We start from the raw sequence: 24,181 nt of genomic DNA on the forward strand, positions 1-24,181 counted from the left end.
TTTGGCGCGACGCTAGGTTCGGGTTTTCCAGGGGTTTTAAGGGCCTCCGGCGGGCAAGGGCCCTTGCCCGCCGGAGGCCCTTAAAACCCCTGGAAAACCCGAACCTAGCGTCGCGCCAAAGCTGCCTCGGCCTCAGCCATCAACTGCCCGATGATCTCCGCGACGGGCTCCTCCTTGGTGACCATCCCCACCGATTGCCCCGCCATCAGCGAACCGTTCTCGACATCGCCATCGATCACCGCGCGGCGCAGTGCACCGGCCCAGAAGTGTTCGATCTGCAATTGCGCCTCGCCCATGTCGACGGTGCCGGCGTCGAGCAGCTTGGCCACTTCGACCTGTTTGGCGGTGAATTCCTCGGTGCCTTTGTTCTTGAGCGCGCGCACCGGGATCACCGGGAGGCGCGGATCGACCTGGACGCTGGCGACCGCATCGCGCGCGTTGCCGCGGAAGAAGGCTTTCTTGAACGCGGGGTGCGCAATCGATTCGGTGGCGGCGGCAAAGCGCGTGCCGAGTTGGACCCCCGCGGCGCCCATTTCGAGGTAGCCCGCGATCGCTTCGCCGCGGCCGATCCCGCCGGCCACGAACACCAGCGTATCGGCGGCGATGGCGGGGAGGATTTCCTGCGCGAGTACGCTGGTCGAGACCGGACCGATGTGCCCGCCGGCTTCCATGCCTTCGATCACCAGCGCATCGGCGCCCGATCGCAGGTACTTTTTTGCCAGCGCCAGCGTGGGCGGGATGCAGATGACTTTGGCGCCGCCCTCCTTCAAAGCCTCGATACTGCCCTTGGGCGGAATGCCGCCTGCAAGCACGACGTGGCCGACTTTGTGCCGCGCGCAGACCGCGAGCAGGTCGAACAGCATCGGGTGCATGGTGATGAGGTTGACCCCGAACGGCTTGTCGGTCAGCGCGGTGGTCGCGGTGATCTCGGCATCGAGCAGTTCGGGCGTCATCGCCCCGCAGGCGATCACCCCGAACCCGCCGGCATTGCTGATGGCGGATACAAGGTTCCGCTCCGAAACCCAGCTCATCGCGCCACACAGGATCGCGGTATCGCTTCCCAGGAACGCCGATCCGCGCGCCATCAGAGCTTGGGTGCGGGGGTATGCGGCCATGTCGTGCGCTCCATGCGATGCAGAGCGCGGCCTTTAGGCGGGGCGCGCCATGACGGCAAGCGGGCCGGCCCAGCCGAGCGGTGGATGCGGGTTGTGGGTCGTTATCGTCCTGTCACGAAACGCACGTATCAGCGCAACCGCGGTTGCATGAAAATCATATTCAAAATGGAGATAGTTGCGCTGCATCGCGCCCGCGACTAGATCCGGGCAACTCATACCGCAAAGCAGCATTTCCTCGCATTCGCTGGATCAGCCCCTTGCTCCCCAGACACGCGCTTGCCTACGCCATCCTGGCCATGCTGGTCATCGCGCTTGCCGGCTTTGCGTGGCGCGCGTGGCGGCTGCACAAGCAGGACATCAAGGCCCGCTGGGGCGGCAAGCGAAAACGGCGGAAGTAGGTGTTTCGAAAGTGCCGGGCCGAAAGCGCCACCGCATGGCAGTTGTGTTGAGACACCCTCACAACGGGTCGTCAAGAATCCGCCGGGCCTCCGCCGCAATCGCTTCGGCAATCGTCAGGTAGCTGTCGGCATAGGCGGCGCCATCGCGCCACACCGCCGCGATCGAGCGGATGGCCTTCCAGTCGGCCAGAGCCAGCCGCGTCACCATGTTTTCGCCCCCCACTTCGGATCGCAGGTAGAGTTCGGGCAGGATGGCGAAACCCAGCCCCGAACCGCACATCTGGCGCAGGCTGTCCAGGCTGGTCCCCTCGTAATCCTCAAGCAGTTCGGCGCGCAAGTCGTGGCAGATTGCGCGATCCTGGCGATGCGTATGGTGGCGTTTGTCGAGGCTGAGGAAGCCGATGCCCGCAAAGTCCTGCCGACGGACCCGCGTGGCCTGTGCCAGCGCGTGTTCCGGTGGGCAAACGATGTGCAGTGGTTCGCGGAACAGCGGTTCGATGTGCAGGTCGCTGCCCGAAACCGGCAAAGGCGACAGGATCATGTCGAGCTCTCCGCGTGCCAGTTCGCGCGCCTGTTCATCGGGGATGCCCTCGCGAATATACAGCCGCATGTCGGGATAGCGTCGGTGCAGCGAGGCCACGATGCCAGGCATGAGGTAAGGCCCGAGCGTGGGCGTGACGCCGAAGCGGATCGTTCCGCTCATCCCCGCTTTCGATCGCCGGGCGATGTCCTCGGCATCCTTGACGTCGAGCAGGATCTTGCGCGCCCGCGCCACCATGTCCCGCCCGATCGGGGTGAGTTGGACCGGACTTTCGTTCCGTTCGACCAGCGTTACCCCCAATTGTGCTTCGAGCGCGCGCAATTGCTGGCTTAGCGTTGGCTGCGAGATATGGACGGCATCGGCGGCGCGCCGGAAATTCCGGTAATCCGCAAGCGCGACGAGATAGCTGAACTGGCGAAGCGTGGTCATGGCCCAGCGTGATAGTTTGAAACTATCAAATTTCCGTCGAAAATCCAATTTGCCCAATCACACGATTCGACCGATCTTCTTCGTCAGGAGAACATCATGAAAAACTATCTCGAACGACTGCTCAACGAACACCGCCGGTTGAACCGGTTGATCGACACCTGCCGCAACGCTTCGCGGCAAGACGAGATGAAGGCGCTCAAGCGCCTGCGCCTTAGCCTCAAGGACCGGATTGCCCGGCTGCAGAGCGGTGCCAACCCCTTGGCCCGATAGGCACCCCGCGCCGGGCGGGGCGGCGTGTACTTGCCTCACGCCGCCCCATTTTTCTGATCGGATTCTGCATGACCGCATTACTGGTCGCTTCGTTCCTCGGCACGCCGGCGTGGTTCTGGCTCGCGTTCCTGTTCATCGTTGCGGCACTCACCGCTTTCGACCTTGGGCTGCTGCACAAGCAGGACCGGGAGATGGGCATTGCCGAATCGCTGAAACTGTCGGCGTTCTACATCACCATCGCGCTGGCGTTCGGCGCCTGGGTCTGGGCCGTGAAGGGCGCGGACTTGGGCATGAAATATTACACCGGGTTCTTCATCGAGAAGGCGCTGTCGATCGACAACATCTTCGTCATCAGCCTGATCTTCAGCTTCTTCGCCATCCCGGCCAAGTACCAGTATCGCGCGCTGCTGTGGGGCATCATCGGCGTGATCGTGCTGCGCGGGGGTATGATCGCGGCGGGCGCCGCGCTTGTCAGCGAAGCCTACTGGGTGCTCTACATCTTTGCCGCCTTCCTCATCGCCACCGGCGTCAAGATGTTCTTTTCAGGCGATTCCCAGCCCGATCTTGCCAACAACTTCGCGATCCGCCGGATTTCCAGCCACATGCGGGTGACGAAGGAGCTTCACGCCGAACGGTTCTTCGTCACCGTGCCCGATGAGCGTTCAGGCCGGATGGTGCGCGCGGCAACCCCGCTGTTCCTGGCGCTGGTGATCATCAACCTGGCCGACCTGGTGTTTGCGGTCGATTCGGTGCCGGCGATCTTCGCCGTCACCACCGATACGTTCGTGGTCTTCACGTCCAACATCATGGCGATCCTGGGCCTACGCGCGCTCTACTTCGCGCTTTCGGCCATGATCGACCGGTTCCACTACCTCAAGTACGCGCTGGCCTCGATCCTGGTGTTCATCGGCTCGAAGATCTTCGTGTCCGACTTCCTGCTGGGCGGGGCCAAGTTTCCGCCGATTGCCAGCCTGGGCGTGACGTTCGCGCTGATCGGCGCCGGAATCGGCTGGTCGCTGTGGAAAACACGGCACGCGCCAGCCCTTCCGGCAAGCGGGAGGGGAGTTAAGCTTTCCCCGCCCGCTTGACGAAGGCGAAGTGGGTCGCAGGAGGGTGCGCATTCCTCTTTCGTTCAAAATCCCTTGGCGTATTGGTTCTCGACCAACTCTCGCAGGCGACCAATGCTCACCAGAATGGCTGCCGCAGCAACGACCATCAGCGGCATGATCCAGTATCCCAGCACCTCATGCGATCCGGCCGGGGGGTGCTTCAATAGCCCAAGATCGTAAAATTCGCCGCGAACAAACAGCCCCGTTTGGCGAGGAACAAGCGGCTTGGCCACAGCGATCACGATGAAAGTCACCGCAAAGAGTATACGCAAGCTATCGAAGCCAAGGCTCGCTGAAAGACGCGATGTGCGCCTGATTTGCGAAGCAAGCGATTGCCAAGGTGAATTCAGCGCTTCCGGAGTGGCAACCGTTGGATCATGAATTATGTTTGCGCCAAAGATCGTAAGCAGGGCTTTGGTGCTCTCCAACGATGCCGCGTGCCCCGCCTCGATGCGTTGAATCGTTCGGGCGCTGAGATCCGAAGCGATGGCCGCCTCTTCTTGCGACATTGAACGGGCCAACCGGGCCTCGACGAGTTTCGAAGGGTCAATCTGCATCTAGGTCTCCTGTCATAGCGAGACCAGTGTGCAAGCGCCTTTCAAGAGAGACCACGACATCTTCACGACAGTGGCACTTTTGATCGAATTTTCGTTCATCTAATCAATGTCTGCCGATCAAGCTCGCGTCGAACTGCCTATTACTCGCCGTCGAGCCCATAGGCGGTATGCAGCACGCGCACGGCCAGTTCGGTCTCGTCCTCGTCGATCAGCACCGAAACCTTGATTTCGCTGGTCGAGATCGCCTGGATGTTGATGCGGCGATCGGCCAGTGCCTTGAACATCGTGGCGGCAACCCCGGCGTGGCTGCGCATGCCCACCCCGACGACCGAGATCTTGGCGACGTGGCTGTCCGAGATCATGCGGAAGTAGCCGATCGTGTCCTTCTGCGCTTCCAGCAGCGCCTGCGTGCGCGCCAGGTCCGACGAGGGGACGGTGAAGGTTACGTCGGTCTCGCCCTTGTCCTTGGCGATGTTCTGGATGATCATGTCGACGTTGATTTGCGCGGCGGCAAGCGGGCCGAAGATCGCGGCCACTGCACCTGGCTGGTCTGGAACGCGGGTGAGCGTGACCTTTGCCTCGTTCTTGTCGGCCGCGATGCCGGTGATCAACTGGCGTTCCATCTCTTGTCCTTCTAGTTCAGCATCGCTGACGATCATCGTTCCGGGCAGGCTGTCGGCAGGCGGGGCATCATCGTCGATGAACGAAGACAGCACCTGGACGCGCACGCCCTCCTTCATCGCCAGGCTGACCGATCGCGTTTGCAGCACTTTCGAACCCACGCTGGCGAGTTCGAGCATTTCCTCATACGTCACCCGCGCCAGCTTGCGCGCCTTGGCCACGATGCGCGGATCGGTTGTATAGACCCCGTCGACGTCGGTGTAGATGTCGCAACGATCGGCCTTCAGCGCCGCCGCCACCGCCACCGCCGAAGTGTCCGATCCGCCGCGGCCGAGCGTGGTGATGCGGTTGTGTTCGGACAGGCCCTGGAAGCCGGGGATGACCGCAATCTCGCCGCCCTGCATTGCGGCAATCAGCGCGGCGCTGTCGATCTCGAGGATGCGCGCCTTGGCATGCGCGTCGCTGGTGTGGATCGGCAATTGCCAGCCGAGCCACGACCGCGCCTTGCAGCCCAATGCCTGCAGCGTCAGTGCCAGCAGCCCCGAGGTGACTTGCTCGCCGCTCGCCACCACCACGTCGTATTCAGCCGGATCGTACAGCGTATTGGCTTCGCGGCAGAAGTTGACCAGCCGGTCGGTCTCGCCTGCCATCGCCGAAACCACGACAGCCACTTCATGCCCCGCCGCCTGCTGGCGCTGGACGATCCGCGCCACGCGGCGAATCCGCTCGGTCCCCGCCATCGACGTGCCGCCGAACTTCATCACGATGCGCGCCACGGCCCGCTCCACGGTTCTGGCCGCGTTTGGGGCGGCAATTGAAACAATCGTGCGCATGAAGCGCAGGCAGCGCAACGGCTTGCCCGATGATACGGGGTCGCCACGCAATCGGCGCGCTGTTAGGATCGGCGCATGACCAATGCAAGCACGATCGACCCCACGACCAGCCCAGCAGCCACCATCCGTCCGGCCGAAGCCGCGCACTTCGGCAAGCTCGCCGCCGAGTGGTGGGACCCGCGCGGCTCTTCGGCGATGCTCCATCGGCTCAACCCGGTGCGGCTGGCTTTCATCCGCGATGCGATCGATATGCATTGGCGTTGCAATCCGGCCGAGCGCCGCCCGCTGGCGGGCAAGCGTGCGCTCGATGTCGGTTGCGGCGCCGGGCTGCTGGCGGAGCCGCTCGCTCGGCTGGGCGCGGCAGTCATCGGGGTCGATGCGGCCGATGAGAACATCGCGGCAGCGCAGGACCACGCCGCCGGATCGGGCCTGGCGATCGATTACTGCTGCGGCGATCTGGCGGCGCTGGGCCTCGGTCAGTTCGACCTGGTGACCGCGATGGAAGTGATCGAGCACGTGGCCGACAAGTCCGCATTCGTGGCGGCGTTGCAGGCGTCTCTGGCCCCGGGTGGTTTGATGGTGCTGTCCACCCCCAACCGCACCGCGCGTTCGCGACTGCTGCTGGTCGAGGGTGCCGAACGGCTCGGCATGGTTCCGCGCGGCACGCATCACTGGGACGATTTCATCACGCCCGATGAATTGCGCGACCTGCTGGCCGACGCCGGACTGGCATTGGGCCAGCCTATGGGCATCGCGTGGTCGCTTGGCAAAGGCCTGCATCTGTCCGACGATTGCGCGCTCAACTACATCGCTACCGCCGTCGCGGCATGATCGGCCCGGACCAGCGGCGGATCATCGACATTTCGCAAGTGCTCGGTCCGCAAACACCGGTCTGGCCGGGGGATACGCCGGTCGAAAGCGGTGTGCGCTGGGACCACGGCGTGGATTCGCCGGTGCGCGTTTCGTGGTTCCGCAGTTCCACGCATGGCGGCACCCACGCCGATGCGCCGCTGCATTATGACCCATCGGGCGCCGCGATCGATGCCGTTGATTTGCATGCCTATCTCGGTCGGGTGCGGGTGATCGATGTGCGTGGGTGCGGCGCGTTGGTCACCGCCGACATGCTGCGTCCCTGGCTCACTGAACGGATTGAACGCGTGCTTTTGCGCACGTTCGAGCGCTTTCCGCACGATCGCTGGCCGGATGGTTTTGCGGCCGTCTCCCCCGAAGCGATCGATCTGCTGGCCGCACATGGCGTGTTGCTGATCGGCACCGATACGCCGTCGCTCGATCCCGAAACTTCGAAGACCATGGATGCACACCAGGCCGTCCGCCGGGCAGGGATACGCGTGCTCGAAGGGCTGGTGCTCGATCACGTGGCCTCGGGAGACTACGAATTGATCGCCTTGCCGCTGCCGCTGGCCGGGCTCGATGCCGCACCGGTCCGCGCAGTGCTGAGGACGTTGTCGTGACCGAACAGGATGTCTTGCGCCTCGATGCGGAAGATCCGTTGGCGCCATTGCGCGCGCGCTTCGCCGTGCCCGAGGGGGTGACCTACCTCGACGGCAATTCGCTTGGCCCCCCCTTGCACACCGCGCGCGCGGCGATGGACGCGGTGATCGCGGAGCAATGGGGCGCAGACCTGATCGCAAGCTGGAACACGCACGATTGGATCGGCTTGCCGCAGCGGGTCGGCGCGCGCATCGCTCCGCTGGTCGGCGGCGCGGCCGATGAAGTGATCGTCAGCGATTCGGTATCGGTCAACCTGTTCAAGCTGATCGCAGCGGTGTGCCTCGCCCGGCCCCACCGCCGCACGATCCTGACCGAGCCGGGCAATTTCCCGACCGACCTCTACATCGCACAAGGCGTCGCCGGCATGCTGGCAGACCGCAAGGTGCGGACCGAGCCGGCCGAAGCGATCATCGACGCCATCGATCATGACACCGCGCTCGTGTTGCTGACTCATGTCCACTACAAGTCCGGGCGCCGGCACGACATGGCCGCGATCGCCGCCGCTGCGCATGCCAAAGGCACGCTGGTGCTGTGGGACCTGAGCCACAGCGCGGGCGCCGTCGCAATCGACCTGGCGGGATGCCAGGCCGATCTTGCGGTCGGCTGCGGCTACAAGTTCTTCAATGGCGGGCCGGGCGCACCGGGTTTCCTTTATGTCGCCCGGCGTCTTCAGGGCGAACTGCAATCGCCGCTGGCCGGCTGGATGGGGCATGCCGCTCCGTTCGATTTCGATGATGGCTACCGCCCGGCCGAAGGGATGCAGCGCTTCCTGTGCGGCACTCCGCCGATCCTGGCCATGGCCGCGCTCGATCACGCGCTGTCGGTGTTCGATGGCATCGATATGGGCTTGGTGGAGCACAAGGCGCTGGCGCTGGGCGATATGTTCCTGGAACTCGTCGAAGTCCAATGCGGAGCGTTCGGCTTCGACCTTGCCAGCCCGCGAGAACGCCACGGCCGAGGCGCACACATCTCGTTCGCGCATCCGCAGGCTTATGCGATCTGCCAGGCGCTGATCGCGCGCCGCGTGGTGGGCGATTTCCGCGCGCCGGACTTGCTGCGGATGGGCTTCGCGCCGCTCACCACACGCTTCATCGACGTGTGGCGCACTGTCGGGATACTGCACGACGTGATGGCCACCGGCGCGTGGGCCGACCCAATTTTCGCCATCCGGCAAAAGGTGACCTGAGACTGCGGGGCCACAAGTGGTCTGATTCTGACGTTTGCGGTCCGGCTATCGGAATAACGGGGTGCAAATGTCAAAATCACGCCACTGGTTCGTCGGCGCGGGTGCTCTGGTCGATCGTGTCGAACACCGAAGCGCGATCGAGCGGTGCGTTTGTGATCGTCACGCCCATTCGTTCGCGGGCTGATCGGCAGGGTGACCTTCACCCCCGAACAGCGAGCTGCGTGGGGCCAACATCGAGGTCTTCGGAAGGCTCGCTTCCGTGCTGCAATTCGCCACCGGCGAGGCTCAACCTACGGCCCAAACTTCAGCTATGTATGCTGCAAGTGGAGCGGGTGAAGGGATTATAACAAATATCTATGAAGTAACGACATTTTTTGCTAGTATGGCCCACACAGAACCTACACAGCTACGGCATCTCAATGACTTAACGCCGCAATCTGCACAGATTCTGCACAGTGGGGCAAGGGATATGAAATTCATCACCGACAAGGAGCAGGTAAAGGCGGGCCTGATCATCTTTCGTCGCGGGGACGTCGGGCACGACCAATATTACTGCCGCGTGAGAATCCAGAACGAAGATCGCTATAAAACGATTTCGCTTCGCACTGCAGATCGGGACACGGCACGCGACCGTGCAATGGATCAGGACGCCGACATCCGCTTCCGGGTGAAGCATGACGTTCCCGTCTTCAATCGGCCCTTTCTGCAAGTGGCCGAGGAATATGCGGAGGTGCAACAGCGGCGTGCTAACGCGGGCGAGGTGAGCCAGGGCCGCGCGATGAACATCAGAAACAAGGTGAAGGGGCCGCTCAACGCCTATGTCGGCAATACGCAAATTCACCTGGTCAGTCAGGAGCGCTGGTCGGAATACCCGCTGTGGCGGCGCGAAAATGGCGTTGGTCGTCGCAATGGCGTCATCAGCGATTCGACCATTCGCATCGAGATGACCATCTTTGCCGCGATCATGAACCACGCCGTGACCAAGCGGTATGTGCCGGCACACCACCGGTTCGAAGGGATGCCGAAGCTCAAAACCGCTCGACGTGATGAATTCACGCTGGAGGAGTATCGCAAGCTACACAGTGCGGGGCGCAAGTGGATGAAGGAAGCCACTACCCCGCAGGGCATCTGGTATCGCCAGATGTGCTACAATTTCATCCTCATCATGTGCAACACGGGAATGCGCCCGCCCGAAGCCAAGAATTTGCGCTGGCGCGACATTACCAAAGCAAAGGACAAGGACGGCACCGATATCTTGGTGATCTACGTCCAGGGCAAGGGGAAGACGCGCCAGCTCATCGCGCCCAAAAGTGTTGGCGACTATCTCGACCGCGTTCGCGCGCAATCCAAATCCACTGATCCCGATGATGCTGTATTCACAATCATCAACGGCAAACCGGCAGCCTGGCTTTACCGCGATACCGTCGAAGAGTTGCTCAAATACGCCAATTTGCGCGACGGGCCGAGCGGCATTCCGCGCACCACTTATTGCTTCCGTCATACATATGCGACGTTCAGGCTTTCGGCAGGGGTGGACGTCTATTTGCTCGCCCAGCAGATGGGCACGTCGGTCAAAATGATCGAACAGCATTATGGCCATGTGAACACGATCAAACATGCAGATCGCGTACTGATGGGCATTGGCGGATGGGATGCGATGCATACAGAAATGAATGCCGAGATCGACGCCCAGGAAGCGACGGCCAATGCGCGACAGGCTGTAAAAGCGAAACAGCCAGTTGGACCTTCCCGCTTCAAAGGCTAACTCCGCGTCGCTGATGCTCTTGGGAGGCTAGCGTTTGCGCCGGTTTTCCGATGTGCCGCTGGCACGCTTAATCGGGATAACGGCCAAGCGGGCAACGGAATTAGGTGCGCCGAGCCTCAAGCACCCTGTTACCCGCGTCTTCTCCGCGATTGTCGCCACTTCGCCGCTGGCGAACTTAAAGTGGCACAATGCGGACCACTCTCATCGAGAAAAGCAAGTCTTGGCGCGATTAACGCTGCCAGCATTCTTCGTGGTCGCGATCGACCATGCCCTCATTTACACAAAAGCTTACACATTCGCGTTCCAAAACTGGCTGATTTCCGTTACCTTCTCGACTGTACGATCGCAGGACGTTTTGAGAGCACGGATGTCTGCCGTAATCGAAGGTAGTCTCGTCCCACTCAAAATCCCGTTCCGCAAGGAGTGTGGGTTCGATTCCCACCGCCCGCACCATCCAAGATAGCAGGCTCTGAAAAGTCCACCGCACGGGGGACAGGAGCCTGCATCAGCGGACGCCTAAGGGCGCACGCCCCGCGCTCCGCTGCGCGAAATGACAATCGAACGGTATTGTCATGCTGGCACTTGGCATCCCATCCGGGATGCGGTCATCGCCACAAATTGACTCCGCGAAGCGACAATGTGCCTGTTATGATTGATTGGCTATCGCTTTATCAATCATAATTGGGCTATATTATGATGGATAGAAAGGCATCCTATCCATCATGCGCTGGAATTGGCAACTTCCCGACTGGCCTGATTTCCGCTTCGACGCGGAACGCATCCGCGCGTCAGAAGAGCAATTCCTGAAAGGATCAGGCGTCGTCATTGGCGCGCTCCACCACCTGGACGCCGATGAGCGCGATGGGCTGACCATCGAACTCATTTCCCAAGAGGTTGTCGATAGTTCTGCCATTGAGGGCGAGATCCTTGACCGTGCCAGCGTCCATCTGCCGACGTGAATTAAGATCTACCTGCGCCAAATGCGGTACGCCGAAAGCGTCCCTTCGTTCAGCGAAGGCACGAGGCCGCCTACCCAACTGGGCATGCCGAGCATCACCGAAAAAACTAGTAAAATATCGCAAGACTTGGCAGTCATTTTCAATGAGCAATTTCGTTGTCAAACCTGCGAAGGCCGCGGCCCGGCCCGCCCAATCTCCCTCGACCACGCCGACATCCTATGATGTCGCGCAAAAAGCCGGCGTTTCACAATCGGCGGTCTCTCGATGCTTTCGTCCCGGTTCCAGCATTTCGCCCAAAACCAGATCGCGGGTCATCGCTGCAGCTAACGAGCTTGGCTATTTCCCAAATGCCATGGCGTCGGGACTGATCACCAAGCGGTCGAACTTGGTCGCGGTGCTCATCTCGAACCTGACCAATTTGTATTATCCGGAAGTTCTGGCGGAGATCACCAGGCGGCTGTCGGACAGGGGCATTCGCGTGCTGTTGTTCGCCTTGCAGGCCGAGAGCGATGTCGATGCGATGCTCGATCAAGTCTGGCGTTACCGGGTTGATGGCGCGATCGTTGCGGCGCGGCTCTCGCCGGCCCAACTGCTCGATTTCACGCGCCACCGGGTGCCGGTGGTGCTGTACAACAGGTTTGGTGAGGGCGCGCCGGTTCCGAGCGTGTGCTGCGATTCGATGGGTGGAGAGCGCCAACTCGTCGAACGGCTGATCGCGGCTGGGCATGAGGTGTTCGGCATTATCTCTGGCCCGGACGACAGCTATGTCAGCCAGGAACGCGTTCGCGGTGCTGAGCACTGGCTGCGCGAATCGGGTCGCGAGGCAGTGCTGGTCAAAGGTGCATTCGATTACGAAAGTGGCGACGCGGGACTTCGCGCTCTGATGGAGATGACCGACCGCAAACTCGATGCGCTGATCTGCGCCAATGACCTGATGGCGATTGGGGCTATCGACTGTGCCCGCACGCATTTCGGGATCGCGGTGCCGCAAGACCTGTCAGTTGTCGGGTTCGATGGAGTCGCGCCCGCCGAATGGGCGAGCTACCGCCTGTCGACAGTTCGCCAACCGGTGCGCCGGATGACCGAGGCGGCAGTCTCGATGCTGATCGAGCGCATCAACGATCCCGATCTGCCACCCGAAGTGCGAACCTTCGCGGGTGCCTTTATCGAAGGCACATCGGCCCGGTTCGATGCCCGGGCCGATTCCCCCGCCTAGAACTTCACGCTGCCGCGCATGCCCCACAGGCGGGGCGGAGCATAGCTCGCCTGAAGGTTGCCGCCGCCGCCGTAGACAAAGCGGGTTGCCGTAGCCTTATTGGTCACGTTGGTCACGAAAGTCTGGAGCGAGAACTGCTCGTTGTATTCCCAGGTCAGGCGGAGATCGAGCTTCGCAAAGGCCGGCTGTCGATCGAGGATTGAGTTGATCGGCTGGCCGAAAAATGCACCGGAGAAATTGAGCTGCGCATAAGGTGACAATTTGCCCCCGCTGCCCAAATCGATGTCATACTGAACCGAAACCGCGCCCGAATAGTCCGGCGAATAGGCAATGCGGTTGCCTGCCAAATTGCAACCATAGGCCGCAGCTGGCTGACCAGTACCACCGGTGCCGGGGATCAGGCCGCAGTTGTAGCCGACCGCGAACAGGCGTCGCTGACCTGCCGGCGCAATCGTCACACCGTTTACGACGGTTGGTGCCGTCGCGGTTGCATCGGGTACCAGGATTGATGTGCCAAACGGTGCCGCAACTTGATCGTATTGGGTGTAACGGGCGTTGAGATAAGAGAAGCTGGCGTTGAACGTGAGTGCTTTGACCGGCTTCCAGATTGCTTCGAGCTCGGCACCATAAGACCGCGCCTTGCCGCTGTTTTCGATGATCGACAGCGTCGTATTGCCGACCGGAACCTGCCGCTGTTCCTGCAGATTGTTATATTTGTTATAGAACAGCGCGAGGTTAAGCTGAACAGTGTTGTTGGCAAAGCGGTTTTTCGATCCAATTTCGAACGCGGTCACCGATTGCGGCGCAAAGGTTGAACGCCCCAGCGCAACCGCGGTCTGGCTGCCGTTGAAGCCGCCCGAGTTGAACCCGGTCGATGCGGAGCCATAAAGCAGGCTCTGATCAGAGACCTGATAGTCCAGCCCGACGCGCCACGTAACCTTTTCAAATTTTGCAGTATCATACGTTGCGCCGGTGAAGATCGTGGTGTTGGCTGCCAGACACTGGAAACCAGGCAGTGGTGTCGGGATCGTTACATAGGTGCAGTTGGTTGCCCCGCCTTTCACACCATAAGCATTGTCGGGGATCCCCCCAGTTGCCAGGGTAATTGCTGTGGCATCCGGCACACCAGAAACCAACGGCAGTACGGAATTGGCGTTAGCGAACCGGAAATCCTTGCTGTCGCGCGTCCAGCGGATCCCGCCGGTCAGCTTCAACCGATCAGCCAGCTTATAGCTGGCCTGTCCGTAGAAGGCGAGTGAACGCGTCTCAGCCTGATTCTGCGTATAAGAACCCCCTGCCTGGCGTACAGCTGGCGGACGGGTGTCATTTGGTATGACCTGAACGAACTGCTGGTTGATGAACGTGCCGTTCAATTTATCCTTGAAGTAATAGGCACCTAACACATATTCCAACGGCCCCTTGCCATTGGAGAGCAGTTGCACTTCCTGGCTGAACGTTTTTGCTGACGTGAACTGATAGTCTGCGCCGATTTGGCTGCCCGAGAAATCGGTATCCTGCGTCCGTGTGGTTTTGAAATCGGTGTAACCCGTGATCGATTTGAGCGTGACTGGGCCAAAATTATAGGCAATGTCGCCCGTGCCGCTGTAATTCTTGAGATTGAGCGAACCGCGATAGTCATTGTCGATCAGATAAGGATTGCCTGGCGCGAACAGTGGGACGCCGGCGTCAATCGTCAGCGGCGCATCGATGATGCCATCTCGGTTGCCGCCACGGGTGTTCAGAATGACCGGCGTCGCGTTGAACAGCTGGGTATTTGTCGGCACATAAAAGTAACTGCCAACCAGTTTGTACCCGAACGCCGAGCCACCATTGCCACCGCGCGACGCGTAATCAAACTTCAAGGTGGCCGTTAGATTGCTGTCAGGCTTGAACTTTATCGCGCCGCGGAAATAGGTGTTATCATCATCGAACAGGTTGCCGCCGGTGGGATTGACGTTTTTGACATAGCCGTTGGATTTTTCGTAACCGCCTGCAAGACGCACCGCGACCGTATCCCCCAGCGGAGCATTGATGTAGCCCGTGAAGCGGGTCTGTGCATTTGATCCGACGGTTACATCCCCGCCGCCTGTGAATTTTTCGGTTGACGGTTGCGCGGTCGCAATGGCAATGTTGCCGCCAAACGTGTTGCGGCCATAGAGCGTTCCTTGCGGCCCGCGCTGCACTTCCACCCGCTCCAGATCGACAAAGCCCAAAGTGCCCTGCGACGCGCGCGACTGGTAAATGCCGTCGATGTAAAACCCGATCGTTGTATCGGCGTTCACATCGACGTTTTCGGTGCGGACACCGCGAATTGCGGGACGGGCATCAACGCCTGACCGGCCAAAAGTGAAACCTGGAACCAGCCCTTCGAGTCGTGACAAGTCTGTCAGCCCCTTCTTGGCGATTTGTTCCGCGCCGAATGCCGACACCGAAATCGGCACGGCCTGCAGATTTTGTTCGCGGCGCTGGGCGGTCACGATGATCTCATTGATCCCGGCGTCTTCAGCTGAGGCAGCAGGGCTTGCGGTTTGCGCGAAGGCCAGCGTCGGCGACAAGGCCACCGCCAATGCTGTCAGTGAAACCCGCACCAGACGGCGCGATACATTACGGGCAGTGGTCATTGCAGTCAGTCCCCCCTCTATTTTTAATATTTGCGCCATCATAAGCGTCGCGGACTGTGATTGCAATCGCAGTCAAAAATATTTGTGTATATGGCCACCTCGGGCTGAACGTCAGCCCGCTGATGGGCTGATTATCCCCTGTTATGCAGGGCTTCGTGCTTCTGGTTGCATTTGCATGCGCCCGCATGCATGATCTGCGGATGGTCACCGTATCTACGCCCACTAAAACTGCGTCCGCGAACTGGATCGATGCGGCAAAACTCACGCGTGGGCGCCGTTTCCGTGCGCTCGCATTCCTCTTGATCGCTTATTTCTGCTATGCGTGGTCGTGGAACACAGTTGACATCCTGCGACCATATATCAAGGAAAGCCTCAATCTGACGCTGACCCAGTCCGGCTCGCTTTACTCGCTGCAATCGGCCGGCGCGGTCGTCGGGGCCGTCATCATGGGGCAAGTTGCCGATAAGATTGGTCGTCGCAACGCGCTGAGCATTTCGATGATCGGCTATGGCGCGGGAATTCTCGCGGCCCTGCTTGTGCATGACTACACCCAGCTGATTTTCCAGCGCGCCTTCCTGGGCTTTTTCATGGGGTCGATGTTCCCAATTGCGGTGGGTATCTATTCCGGCTTGTTTGCGCGCGATGTTCGCGGGGTGATCGCGGGATTTGTGCTTGGGACCTACAACGTTGCGGTTGCGGCACTGGGCTTCCTGTCGGCAGCGGCGTTCCGTAACGGTTATGACTGGACGGTGTTGTTGTGGATCGGGGTCGTTCCGATCAGCCTGTCGCTGTTCGCACCGCTGTTCATTCCAGATGACCGGAGGCTAATACCAATGGACGGGATTGCTGATGGTCAAGCTGTGGCGAAAGCCAAGCTCCCGATCACCGAGCTATTCGCCCCTGGCGTCGCCCGCCAGACCATCCTGCTGGCAACGATGACCGGCCTCAACTTTTTCGCCTATCAGGCCTTTACGGGGTGGGCGACGACTTACCTGAAGACGGTGCGCGCCATCCCGGACACGGTGGTCGGGGACGTGCTCGGCTGGCAATTTGTCGGCGCTGCGATCGGCGGTCTAGCCTGGGGCTGGGTCAGCGATCGGCTTGGACGGCGCGCTGCGGCGTGGGGCTTTATTTTCGCGGCAGGCATCATCCCGGTTTACCTTTTCGTCCCGATGGACACGACACTGCTCGAGATCACCGGATTCACATACGGTGTCATGCTGTCGTGCAGCGCAATCTGGGGGCCGTGGCTTTCCGAACTCTATCCGCCGCATTTGCGTTCGACCGCAGCGTCGATCTTCAACTGGGGCCGCGTCATCAGCATGACCGCGCCACTGATCACTGCACCGCTGGCTGAGGCATTCGGGCTTGCGCCGGTTATGTGCCTTGCGTCCGTCAGTTTCGTCGCGGCTGCGGCGATCTGGCTGTCGCTGCCGGAAACACTGAGGCGGGCTGTGTGATTCGCTGGGATGAGCTACCTGAAGTGCGCTCGCCTGTCGGCCGGACGCTGGACGATCTGCTCGAGGAAGGGCCGCAGCGCCAGTCGCTGCCGGGCTATGATCCGATCTATCGCGATTTTGTCGATTACATCATCCGTTGCACCCATCGCATCTGGGAACAAAAGAACGTCGGGCTGTGCCGCAGCCATTATGCCCCTGACTGCCTGATCCACACTCTCGCCGGACCCGTGACCGGCGTCAACGCAGTGGTGCAGAACACGATCACCACACTGGCGGCAACCCCGGACCGTCTACTGATCGGTGAAGATGTTATCTGGTCGGACGACGGAACGGAGGGGCTGTACAGCTCGCATCGAATCGTCAGTCGCTCGACCCACATGGGTGACGACCCGCTGCTCGGTAAGGCGACCATGGTGTCGAACGGTGTGATGACGATCGCCGATTGCCTCTGCCGCGAGAACCGCATTGTCGAGGAATGGCTGGTGCGTGACAATCTGCGCGGCGTTCTGCAAGTCGGCGGTGATCCCTGGGCTGTTGCCAAGGCGCAGGCTGCGGACGATTTGGTCGGTGATGCCGCGCGGCACGGCTGGCGGGCTGAAGCGATCTCGCGGACGCGCGAACAAGCCGATGTCGCCATACCTACGAGCCATCCCGCAGCCTTGCCGGCGGCCATGCTGGCGGCGGCATTCCGCGATGATCGTTACGGCGATGCCGCCCAGGCGCTGTCGCCGACAGCCGAGATCCGCTGGCCGAGCGGCCGCCATGGTTACGGACGAGGCTACGGTATCGGCTGCATAACTCAACTTCGCAGCGCGCTTCACGATGTCGCCTGGCGGCTCGAGCACATCGCCGCTCGGCCGTTGCCAGGTGGCGATATCGCGGTGGCCCTGCGCTGGAGCCTTGCGGGAATGCACAATGGCAACGGCATCTGGGGCGAAGCGAGCGGGCGCGAGCTGCTGGTGATGGCGGTGTCGCATTATCAGTTGCGCGGCGGCCGAATTGTCGAGGAAATAACAGTGTTCGACGAACTCGCCGTGCTACGACAGATCGCGGGCGGATTGGGCGCATGAGCGCGCTTGAAACTCTGCGGACGCTGGCAGCTGGCAAGCGGCCCACGTCGAGCTTGCTCCACACCGCGCGCCTGGCGGCGTACGGCAGCGAATTCTACGGCGAGGAGGCGATCGTCGAGGCGCTGCGGCTTGATTCCCGACCGCTTTCCAATGCGGCGCAAGTCCTGACCGCTCCCGGCCATGCCGCGATTTTCGATGGTCACTTGGCGTTGTTCGCAGATCTCAACGAGGAACTGGTCGGGCGCATCTGGCTAATCGGAAACAGCCAACCTGTTGCTCGCGAGCCAGGACTATCGGTCGCTTTCGATCCTGACCTTGCACAGGCGCGCGGCGATGTTTTTGCGCAAGCCTCGGATCATCCGGCGCTGGAAGATGAAGCGTTCGAGCAGGTGCTGATCGCAGGTCGCTCCATAGCGAATGACGACCCGACTTCGTATCGCACCCGCGCGCTATGCGTGCGGGCATTCGGCTCAAACGTCGAAGGGGCGGCACTGTTCGCGGTTTCCCGACTCACTGGCCAGCCCGTCCGCACATCCGGGTTCGCCATGGCGGCAGCCTGCTGGGCACCGGACGGCATCACGATTGTCCGCGATAGCTCGGGCGAGGCTGCGCTTACTGAGGCCGCGTGGACACCGCGCATCGGCACATGAACGTGACGCCGGTGCTCCTCCCGGGAAACATGTGCGATGCTCGGCTTTGGACAAGGCCGCTACGCGAGGTTATGTCCGGTGCCGTCGATGCCGATCTGACTCAGGACGACAGCATCGCCGATATGGCCACGCGAACTTTGGCGGCCGTCGATGGCCCTCTCCTCCTTGTCGGATTCTCGATGGGGGCAATAGTTGCGGTCGAAATGTGGGCCCAGCAAAGACGACGAATCTGCGGCCTCGTCCTGCTCGGTTACAACGCCGGAGCGGACCTGTTCGAACGCGCCGCGCATCGCCCGCTCCAACAGGCCGAAGTCCGCTCCGGCGGGCTTGAGCGGGTGCTGGTCGAGGAACTCAAGCCGAACTACCTTGGTGCGGCGAACCGAAGCGATGCTGCATTGCTCGAACTGCTCCGCGACATGGGGCTGGCGCTCGGTCCGGATGTCTTCGTCCGGCAGAGCAAGGCTTTGCGCCTCCGCCGCGACCGCAGACCCGCGCTCGCGAAAATGCGCCTCCCTGTACTCTACGGCTGCGGCATTGAAGATACGCTTTGCCCGCCAAACTGGCACCACGACTGGGCTGCGGCGACGCCCGGTTCGCGACTTGTGATGCTCGCCGGTGCGGGCCACATGTTGCCGCTGGAGCAGCCTGACGCGACCGCCAGCATGATCGACCAATGGATCCATGATAATCGAGAGGCCCTGACCCCATGACTGACCGCATCTTGACCACGCACGTTGGCTCTCTGCCGCGCTCAGCCGCTGTCACTGATTTGGTCTTTGCGACCGAACGCGGTGATCCAGTGGATGCGGGGCAATTCGACGCGGTGATTGGTGCGGCGGTCGACGATGCCGTTGCGAGACAGGTTGCGGCGGGGATCGATCTGGTCAGCGACGGCGAGATGTCGAAGATCAGCTACGCGACCTACATCAAGGATCGCATCACCGGCTTCGACGGTGACAGCCCGCGCACTCCGCCCGCCGACCTTGAAGACTATCCCGCTTACATGGCGCGCCAGAATGCCGGCGGCGGAACGCCGACCTATCGCCGCCCCAAATGCATCGGCCCGGTCGCTCCGAAGACGTTAGAGCCTTTGGAGCATGACATCAAACATATGGCGACTGCGCTGGCCCGACACCGCCCCGTTGGGGGCTTCATGAACGCCGCTTCTCCGGGTGTGATCGCACTCTTCCAGCCCAATGAGCATTACCCCACACAGGACGACTATCTCGAAGCGCTGGGCGAGGCGATGCGCCCTGAGTACGAGGCGATCGTGGCAGCGGGCCTGATCCTGCAACTGGACTCTCCCGATCTGGGACTGGGGCGGCACATGACGTACAAAGGCCGCAGTGATGCCGAATACCTCACGCTGATCGGGATGCATGTCGAAGTGCTCAACCACGCGCTCCGCAATGTGCCGGCCGACCGGGCGCGAATGCATGTCTGCTGGGGCAATTATGAAGGACCGCATACCCACGATGTCGAAATGGGCGTGATCCTGCCGACTCTGATGGGGGCTAAGCCCGCCGGGCTGCTGTTCGAAACCTCGAACCCGCGCCACCAGCATGACTGGAATTATTTCGCTGAAATGATCGACATCATCCCCGAGGAAAAAATTCTCATCCCTGGCGTCATCGACAGCACTACCAATTTCGTCGAGCATCCGCGCGTCGTTGCCGAGCGGATTGAGCGGTTCGCGAACATCGTCGGACGCGAGCGCGTTATCGCCGGCACGGACTGTGGCTTTTCGACCTTTGCTGGGTTTGGCGCGGTCGATCCCGACATCGTTTACGCCAAACTGGGCGCACTGGCCGAGGGCGCGGCGCTGGCGAGCGCGTTCCTGTGGAAAGCGGCGGCATGACCTTCCGCGAACGCCTCCGTGCGGGCGAACTGCTGGCCGGTACCTGGGTCAAGACTCCGCACCCGCATGTCGTTGAAGTGCTGGGGCTGTCACCGCTCGACGTCCTGGTGCTCGACGCCGAGCATGCACCGTTCGACCGGGTAAGCCTGGACGCGTGCATCATGGCTGCGCGGGCGGCGGGTGAGCCAGTGCTGATACGTCCCGCGTCATCTTCCCACGAGCACATCCTGAACGCGCTCGATTGCGGGGCGGATGGGGTCATCGTGCCGCACGTCCGCTCCGCCAACGAAGCCCGCGAGATCGTCCGCGCCTGTCACTATGTTCCAGGCGGGCGCGGCTTTGCCGGCAGCACCCGCGCGGCGGGATATACGACTCTGGGTATGGCGAAGCACCGAGATGCAGCGCGCGGGGTGACTGTGATAGCCCAGATCGAGGACGCTGAAGCGATCGACGCGATTGAGGAAATCGCAGCCGTAGAGGGGGTCGATGCATTGTTCATCGGCCGCGCAGACCTTACCATCAGCTATGCCGTCGCTGACCCTGACGATCCAATCGTTGTGGCTGCCGTCGAACGAGTATGCGCAGCAGGAAAATCAGCCGGCCGCGCTGTCGGCATGTTCCTGGGCCGTGTCGGCGACGTCCCCCTGTGGCGCGACAAAGGAGCCAGTCTGTTCGTCCTGCAATCCGATCAGGATTTCCTTCTGCAGGGCGCGGGTCGCCTCCACGATGCCATAAAATCCGTACCGGACTGAAAGGAGAGCTTCAGCCGCTTACCCGGTACACGACGGATCCGGGGCCGGAGAGGCGGCGCTCGATGCCCACGGGCACTGTCATGGCATCGCCTGGCCCCAGCGTCAGCGTCGAAGCAGCCAGTTCGACCGTGATCGAGCCCGACTGGACGAACAGAACCTCGGGTGTGCCAGGCGTGCATATGTCATCCGCCATCATGTCCAGCCGGTCGAGAGAGAACGGGTGCGGCCAGCGGAGCGGCGCATTCTCGCCTATGATCGGCATAGTCCCCTCGGCGGCGTTCGCGCGCCAGACAAGCAGTTCGGCCTCGGCGGCAGTGGCTCTCTTCAGGGCGGCTACTTGCGCTTCGGTGGTTCGCAGCATCGGCCGGACATCCGCAGGAACCTCCTCGCCCGCGAGCGTGTCGATCAGTCGTCCATTTTCAAGCAGTACCAGCCCAAAGCCAGATGCCATGTCAAAGACCTGCGGCGCCCATAGCACGCGCCCCGGGTCGTCTCCGCCCAGCACTGCGAACAGAAACCCGGCATCATCGCCGATATTGGTGAATCCGCGAAACATGCCTGTCGGTAGCGAGATCACGTCACCGGGGTGCAGCACCACCTGCGCATCCTCGCCAGTTTCGCCAAGGTCGAAGCGCCAGGTGCCGGTGTGAACCACGAACACTTCCGCCGTATCGTGGCTGTGCTGCGAGTTGACGCAGCCGGGCGGCTGGCGCGCGCCGCCGATGTTGAAGCCATGCGGCTCGGTGATGTGGACATATTGGTCGGGGTTCTCAGACACTCCCGGGCCGATGATGGTAAAGTTTTCCTTCGCCTCCGAACCCGGCGTGCGCGTATCTATGAACGCGTTGTAGCATGGTCGCAGCTCGGAATAGCGAACCACCCGAGCCTCCAATGCTGCTTCGGTCCAAGTTGTCTGCAGCGCCGATTCAGTCATTTTTGCTCCTGTCCCCTGTTTGAGGGTTGCAGTATTTTGCATTCGCAGTCAATATGCTCCGATGAATATCGCTATTCCGGCAGAACTCGGACCAAACGGCATCTTTGCCCGCGATGCGCTTGATCGACTGGCTACGGACCACGTGCTCGACGCCTGTAGGCCGATAGAACGGGGCGCGGGTGCCGATTTCGTCGCAGGCTGGCTATTGGCCCCGCTTGCGGCGGCGTTGCCGAACTATGAGGTACGCGCCGACATAGCGATGCGGGGTGACTTCAAAGGCGGCAGCTGGACGGCGTCGAGTGGCCACATCTGCGGCATATTCACCGCGCCCTTGTTCGGTATCCCGGCGACGGGCCGCGTGGCCTTCCTTCGCTTCGGATGCTTCCAGCGCTGGGTAGCAGGGTTGGTTACGGAAACGATCGTGATCCTCGATCTGCCGGCGCTGATGCTGCAGGCCGGGGTTTGGCCGCTTGCCGCGCCGCTTGGCCCGAATATCATGGCTCCGGGCCCGCTTGGCGGCGGCGGCATCTGGCCTGACGGTGATGGTGCGGCAAGCCTTGCCATTGTCGAGGGCATGATCGGCGGGCTCATGAAGTATGACGGCTCACTCAAAACCATGAATATGCGCGATTTCTTCGCGGAGCACTTCTGGTGGTTCGGGCCGGGGCCGATCGGAAGCTTCCAGGGTTTTTCCGACTACGAGCGCGGTCACGCGACGCCGTTCCTGACAGCTTTCCCCGATCGCGTCGGCGGCAACCACCGCGCGCGCTTCGGCGACGGCGCGTTCGTTGCATCGACCGGCTGGCCCAGCATCACCGCGACGCACAAGGGCTCGGGCTGGCTCGGCCTTGATGCCACCGGCAAAGCGATCACGATGCGGGTCATGGATTTCTGGCGCGCCCGGGGCGACCTGCTCATCGAGAACTGGGTGATGATCGATATTCCCGATCTGCTTGGCCAGATCGGCATCGATCTATTCGCAATTTTACCAATCAAGGATTGATCGTGGCCGAATATCTGAAACGCAGCGTAAATTTTGAGGCGAAGGCCGACAGCGACCGCAAGGTTCGTGAAACAGTCGAAGCCATCCTGTCCGACATTTCGGTACGCGGCGACGCGGCGGTACGCGAGCTCAGCGTGCGGTTCGACAACTGGGACCGAGAAAATTACCGTCTGACCGATGTCGAAATTCAGGATTGTATCGACCAGTTGACCGGTCAGGACCTCAAGGACATCGAATTTGCCCAGGCGCAGGTGCGCAACTTCGCCCAAATTCAGCGGGCTTCGCTCGCGGATGTCGAGGTGGAAACCCTGCCGGGTGTGGTGCTGGGGCACAAGCATATCCCGGTGAATGCCGCTGGCTGCTACGTGCCCGGCGGCAAGTACCCGCTGCTCGCATCGGCGCATATGAGCGTGATCACCGCCAAGGTCGCGGGGGTTGAGCGGGTCGTTACCTGTGCTCCGCCATTTGGGGGTAGGCCCGCTCCGGCAATCGTGGCTGCGCAGGCAATGGCGGGAGCCGATGAAATCTGGTGCCTCGGCGGAATCCAGGCGGTTGGCGCGATGGCGCTGGGTACGGCCAGCATGGACCCGGTCGACATTCTGGTGGGACCAGGCAATGCTTATGTCGCCGAAGCGAAGCGTCAGCTGTTCGGGCGGGTTGGGATCGATTTGTTCGCGGGACCGACCGAAACGCTGGTGATCTGCGACGAATTTGGCTGCGACGGCGAGCTGGCTGCGACCGATCTGCTCGGGCAAGCTGAACATGGTCCGGATTCGCCGGCGATACTGCTGACCACCAGTCGCGCCCTCGCCGAAGAAACAATTCGCGAAGTCGAGCGCTTGCTGACGATCTTGCCAACGGCGGACATTGCGCGGCGCGCATGGGAAAACTTCGGCGAAGTGATCGTCGCGGCGGACGATGCAGAAATGGTTCGCATCGCGGATGAAATCGCCAGCGAGCACGTCCAGGTGATGACCCGCGATCCCGATTTTTTCCTAAGACATATGACCAACTACGGTGCCCTGTTCCTCGGCGCGCGGACCAATGTCAGTTTCGGCGACAAGGTGATCGGCACCAATCATACACTGCCAACCAAAAAAGCCGCGCGATTTACCGGTGGCCTATGGGTTGGGAAATTCCTCAAGACGTGCACTTACCAGCGGGTCCTGACCAACGAGGCCAGCACCATGATCGGTGAATACTGCTCGCGGCTGTGCGCGCTTGAGGGTTTTGCGGGACACGGCGAGCAGGCTAATATCCGCGTGCGCCGGTATGGCGGACGCAACGTCCCCTATGCGGGGAAGGCCGAGCCGGCAGCATGA

23 protein-coding genes are annotated in these 24,181 nt (G+C 61.6%); 17 read left to right on the forward strand and 6 right to left on the reverse strand.

Annotated features, from left to right (window positions below):
- Positions 1 to 104: 104 nt before the first annotated feature.
- Both Q0R16_RS08480 and Q0R16_RS08485 read right to left on the reverse strand, forming a co-directional pair.
- Positions 105 to 1,115, reverse strand: coding sequence for a nitronate monooxygenase (locus tag Q0R16_RS08480; protein WP_295634966.1), 1,011 nt, complete (start codon positions 1,113 to 1,115; stop codon positions 105 to 107).
- Between the two features lie 456 nt (positions 1,116 to 1,571).
- Positions 1,572 to 2,483, reverse strand: a complete 912-nt coding sequence (locus tag Q0R16_RS08485; RefSeq protein WP_295634969.1) for a hydrogen peroxide-inducible genes activator — start codon at positions 2,481 to 2,483, stop codon at positions 1,572 to 1,574.
- Positions 2,484 to 2,579: 96 nt separating this feature from the next.
- Here Q0R16_RS08485 and Q0R16_RS08490 point away from each other — a divergent pair, with 96 nt between their 5' ends.
- Together Q0R16_RS08490 and Q0R16_RS08495 are read left to right on the forward strand one after the other, a co-directional pair.
- Positions 2,580 to 2,753, forward strand: coding sequence for a YdcH family protein (locus Q0R16_RS08490; protein WP_295634972.1), 174 nt, complete (start codon positions 2,580 to 2,582; stop codon positions 2,751 to 2,753).
- A gap of 68 nt (positions 2,754 to 2,821) precedes the next feature.
- On the forward strand, positions 2,822 to 3,841 hold the full coding sequence (locus Q0R16_RS08495) for a TerC family protein (protein ID WP_295634976.1): 1,020 nt from the start codon (positions 2,822 to 2,824) through the stop codon (positions 3,839 to 3,841).
- Between the two features lie 44 nt (positions 3,842 to 3,885).
- Here the strand turns inward: Q0R16_RS08495 and Q0R16_RS08500 are convergent, their stop codons facing one another.
- Together Q0R16_RS08500 and Q0R16_RS08505 are read right to left on the reverse strand one after the other, a co-directional pair.
- Positions 3,886 to 4,419, reverse strand: a complete 534-nt coding sequence (locus Q0R16_RS08500) for a helix-turn-helix transcriptional regulator (RefSeq protein WP_295634979.1) — start codon at positions 4,417 to 4,419, stop codon at positions 3,886 to 3,888.
- A gap of 140 nt (positions 4,420 to 4,559) precedes the next feature.
- Positions 4,560 to 5,801, reverse strand: a complete 1,242-nt coding sequence (locus Q0R16_RS08505; RefSeq protein ID WP_295635047.1) for an aspartate kinase — start codon at positions 5,799 to 5,801, stop codon at positions 4,560 to 4,562.
- Positions 5,802 to 5,948: 147 nt separating this feature from the next.
- On the opposite strand from Q0R16_RS08505, the gene ubiG reads away from it, so the two are divergent.
- The 7 genes from ubiG (at position 5,949) to Q0R16_RS08540 (ending at position 12,511) form a co-directional block, all read left to right on the forward strand.
- On the forward strand, positions 5,949 to 6,704 hold the full coding sequence (gene ubiG, locus Q0R16_RS08510) for a bifunctional 2-polyprenyl-6-hydroxyphenol methylase/3-demethylubiquinol 3-O-methyltransferase UbiG (RefSeq protein WP_295634983.1): 756 nt from the start codon (positions 5,949 to 5,951) through the stop codon (positions 6,702 to 6,704).
- Positions 6,701 to 7,345 carry an arylformamidase gene (kynB, locus tag Q0R16_RS08515; RefSeq protein ID WP_295634986.1) on the forward strand — a complete coding sequence of 215 codons (645 nt, stop codon included), beginning with the start codon at positions 6,701 to 6,703 and terminating at the stop codon, positions 7,343 to 7,345. Before ubiG ends, kynB begins: the two co-directional genes overlap by 4 nt.
- Entirely contained in the window at positions 7,342 to 8,571 is a 1,230-nt protein-coding gene (gene kynU, locus Q0R16_RS08520) for a kynureninase (protein WP_295634988.1), read from the forward strand. Before kynB ends, kynU begins: the two co-directional genes overlap by 4 nt.
- Positions 8,572 to 9,040: 469 nt before the next feature.
- Positions 9,041 to 10,336, forward strand: a complete 1,296-nt coding sequence (locus tag Q0R16_RS08525) for a site-specific integrase (protein ID WP_295634990.1) — start codon at positions 9,041 to 9,043, stop codon at positions 10,334 to 10,336.
- A 34-nt stretch (positions 10,337 to 10,370) separates the two neighbouring features.
- On the forward strand, positions 10,371 to 10,799 hold the full coding sequence (locus Q0R16_RS08530) for a hypothetical protein (protein ID WP_295634993.1): 429 nt from the start codon (positions 10,371 to 10,373) through the stop codon (positions 10,797 to 10,799).
- Positions 10,800 to 11,058: 259 nt separating this feature from the next.
- Positions 11,059 to 11,295 carry a DUF4172 domain-containing protein gene (locus Q0R16_RS08535; protein ID WP_295634996.1) on the forward strand — a complete coding sequence of 79 codons (237 nt, stop codon included), beginning with the start codon at positions 11,059 to 11,061 and terminating at the stop codon, positions 11,293 to 11,295.
- Positions 11,270 to 12,511 carry a LacI family DNA-binding transcriptional regulator gene (locus Q0R16_RS08540; RefSeq protein ID WP_295635049.1) on the forward strand — a complete coding sequence of 414 codons (1,242 nt, stop codon included), beginning with the start codon at positions 11,270 to 11,272 and terminating at the stop codon, positions 12,509 to 12,511. The genes Q0R16_RS08535 and Q0R16_RS08540 overlap by 26 nt, the downstream gene beginning before the upstream one ends.
- On the opposite strand, the gene Q0R16_RS08545 is transcribed toward Q0R16_RS08540, so the two are convergent.
- Positions 12,508 to 15,132 (reverse strand): TonB-dependent receptor, encoded by a 2,625-nt coding sequence (locus Q0R16_RS08545; RefSeq protein ID WP_295635000.1) that lies wholly within the window; start codon positions 15,130 to 15,132, stop codon positions 12,508 to 12,510. The genes Q0R16_RS08540 and Q0R16_RS08545 overlap by 4 nt on opposite strands.
- Before the next feature lie 185 nt (positions 15,133 to 15,317).
- Between Q0R16_RS08545 and Q0R16_RS08550 the strand changes: the two genes are divergently transcribed.
- The 6 genes from Q0R16_RS08550 to Q0R16_RS08575 all read left to right on the forward strand — a co-directional run bounded on the left by Q0R16_RS08550 (position 15,318) and on the right by Q0R16_RS08575 (position 20,922).
- Positions 15,318 to 16,592, forward strand: a complete 1,275-nt coding sequence (locus tag Q0R16_RS08550) for an MFS transporter (protein ID WP_295635003.1) — start codon at positions 15,318 to 15,320, stop codon at positions 16,590 to 16,592.
- Entirely contained in the window at positions 16,589 to 17,662 is a 1,074-nt protein-coding gene (locus Q0R16_RS08555; protein WP_295635006.1) for an ester cyclase, read from the forward strand. Before Q0R16_RS08550 ends, Q0R16_RS08555 begins: the two co-directional genes overlap by 4 nt.
- The gene (locus Q0R16_RS08560; protein ID WP_295635009.1) at positions 17,659 to 18,312 is read left to right on the forward strand and encodes a hypothetical protein; all 654 of its coding nucleotides are present in this window, start codon (positions 17,659 to 17,661) and stop codon (positions 18,310 to 18,312) included. The genes Q0R16_RS08555 and Q0R16_RS08560 overlap by 4 nt, the downstream gene beginning before the upstream one ends.
- A 71-nt stretch (positions 18,313 to 18,383) precedes the next feature.
- On the forward strand, positions 18,384 to 19,022 hold the full coding sequence (locus tag Q0R16_RS08565) for an alpha/beta hydrolase (RefSeq protein ID WP_295635012.1): 639 nt from the start codon (positions 18,384 to 18,386) through the stop codon (positions 19,020 to 19,022).
- Entirely contained in the window at positions 19,019 to 20,170 is a 1,152-nt protein-coding gene (locus Q0R16_RS08570; RefSeq protein ID WP_295635015.1) for a cobalamin-independent methionine synthase II family protein, read from the forward strand. The genes Q0R16_RS08565 and Q0R16_RS08570 overlap by 4 nt, the downstream gene beginning before the upstream one ends.
- On the forward strand, positions 20,167 to 20,922 hold the full coding sequence (locus Q0R16_RS08575; protein WP_295635018.1) for an aldolase/citrate lyase family protein: 756 nt from the start codon (positions 20,167 to 20,169) through the stop codon (positions 20,920 to 20,922). Before Q0R16_RS08570 ends, Q0R16_RS08575 begins: the two co-directional genes overlap by 4 nt.
- 10 nt (positions 20,923 to 20,932) lie before the next feature.
- Here Q0R16_RS08575 and Q0R16_RS08580 read toward each other — a convergent pair whose 3' ends face one another.
- On the reverse strand, positions 20,933 to 21,856 hold the full coding sequence (locus Q0R16_RS08580; protein ID WP_295635021.1) for a cupin domain-containing protein: 924 nt from the start codon (positions 21,854 to 21,856) through the stop codon (positions 20,933 to 20,935).
- A gap of 61 nt (positions 21,857 to 21,917) precedes the next feature.
- Between Q0R16_RS08580 and Q0R16_RS08585 the strand changes: the two genes are divergently transcribed.
- Complete coding sequence (locus Q0R16_RS08585; protein WP_295635024.1) at positions 21,918 to 22,859, forward strand: ester cyclase; 942 nt, start codon at positions 21,918 to 21,920, stop codon at positions 22,857 to 22,859.
- A gap of 2 nt (positions 22,860 to 22,861) precedes the next feature.
- Positions 22,862 to 24,181 (forward strand): histidinol dehydrogenase, encoded by a 1,320-nt coding sequence (gene hisD / locus Q0R16_RS08590; RefSeq protein WP_295635026.1) that lies wholly within the window; start codon positions 22,862 to 22,864, stop codon positions 24,179 to 24,181.

Origin of the sequence: Novosphingobium sp., assembly GCF_025351285.1 — a bacterium.
Taxonomy (GTDB): domain Bacteria; phylum Pseudomonadota; class Alphaproteobacteria; order Sphingomonadales; family Sphingomonadaceae; genus Novosphingobium.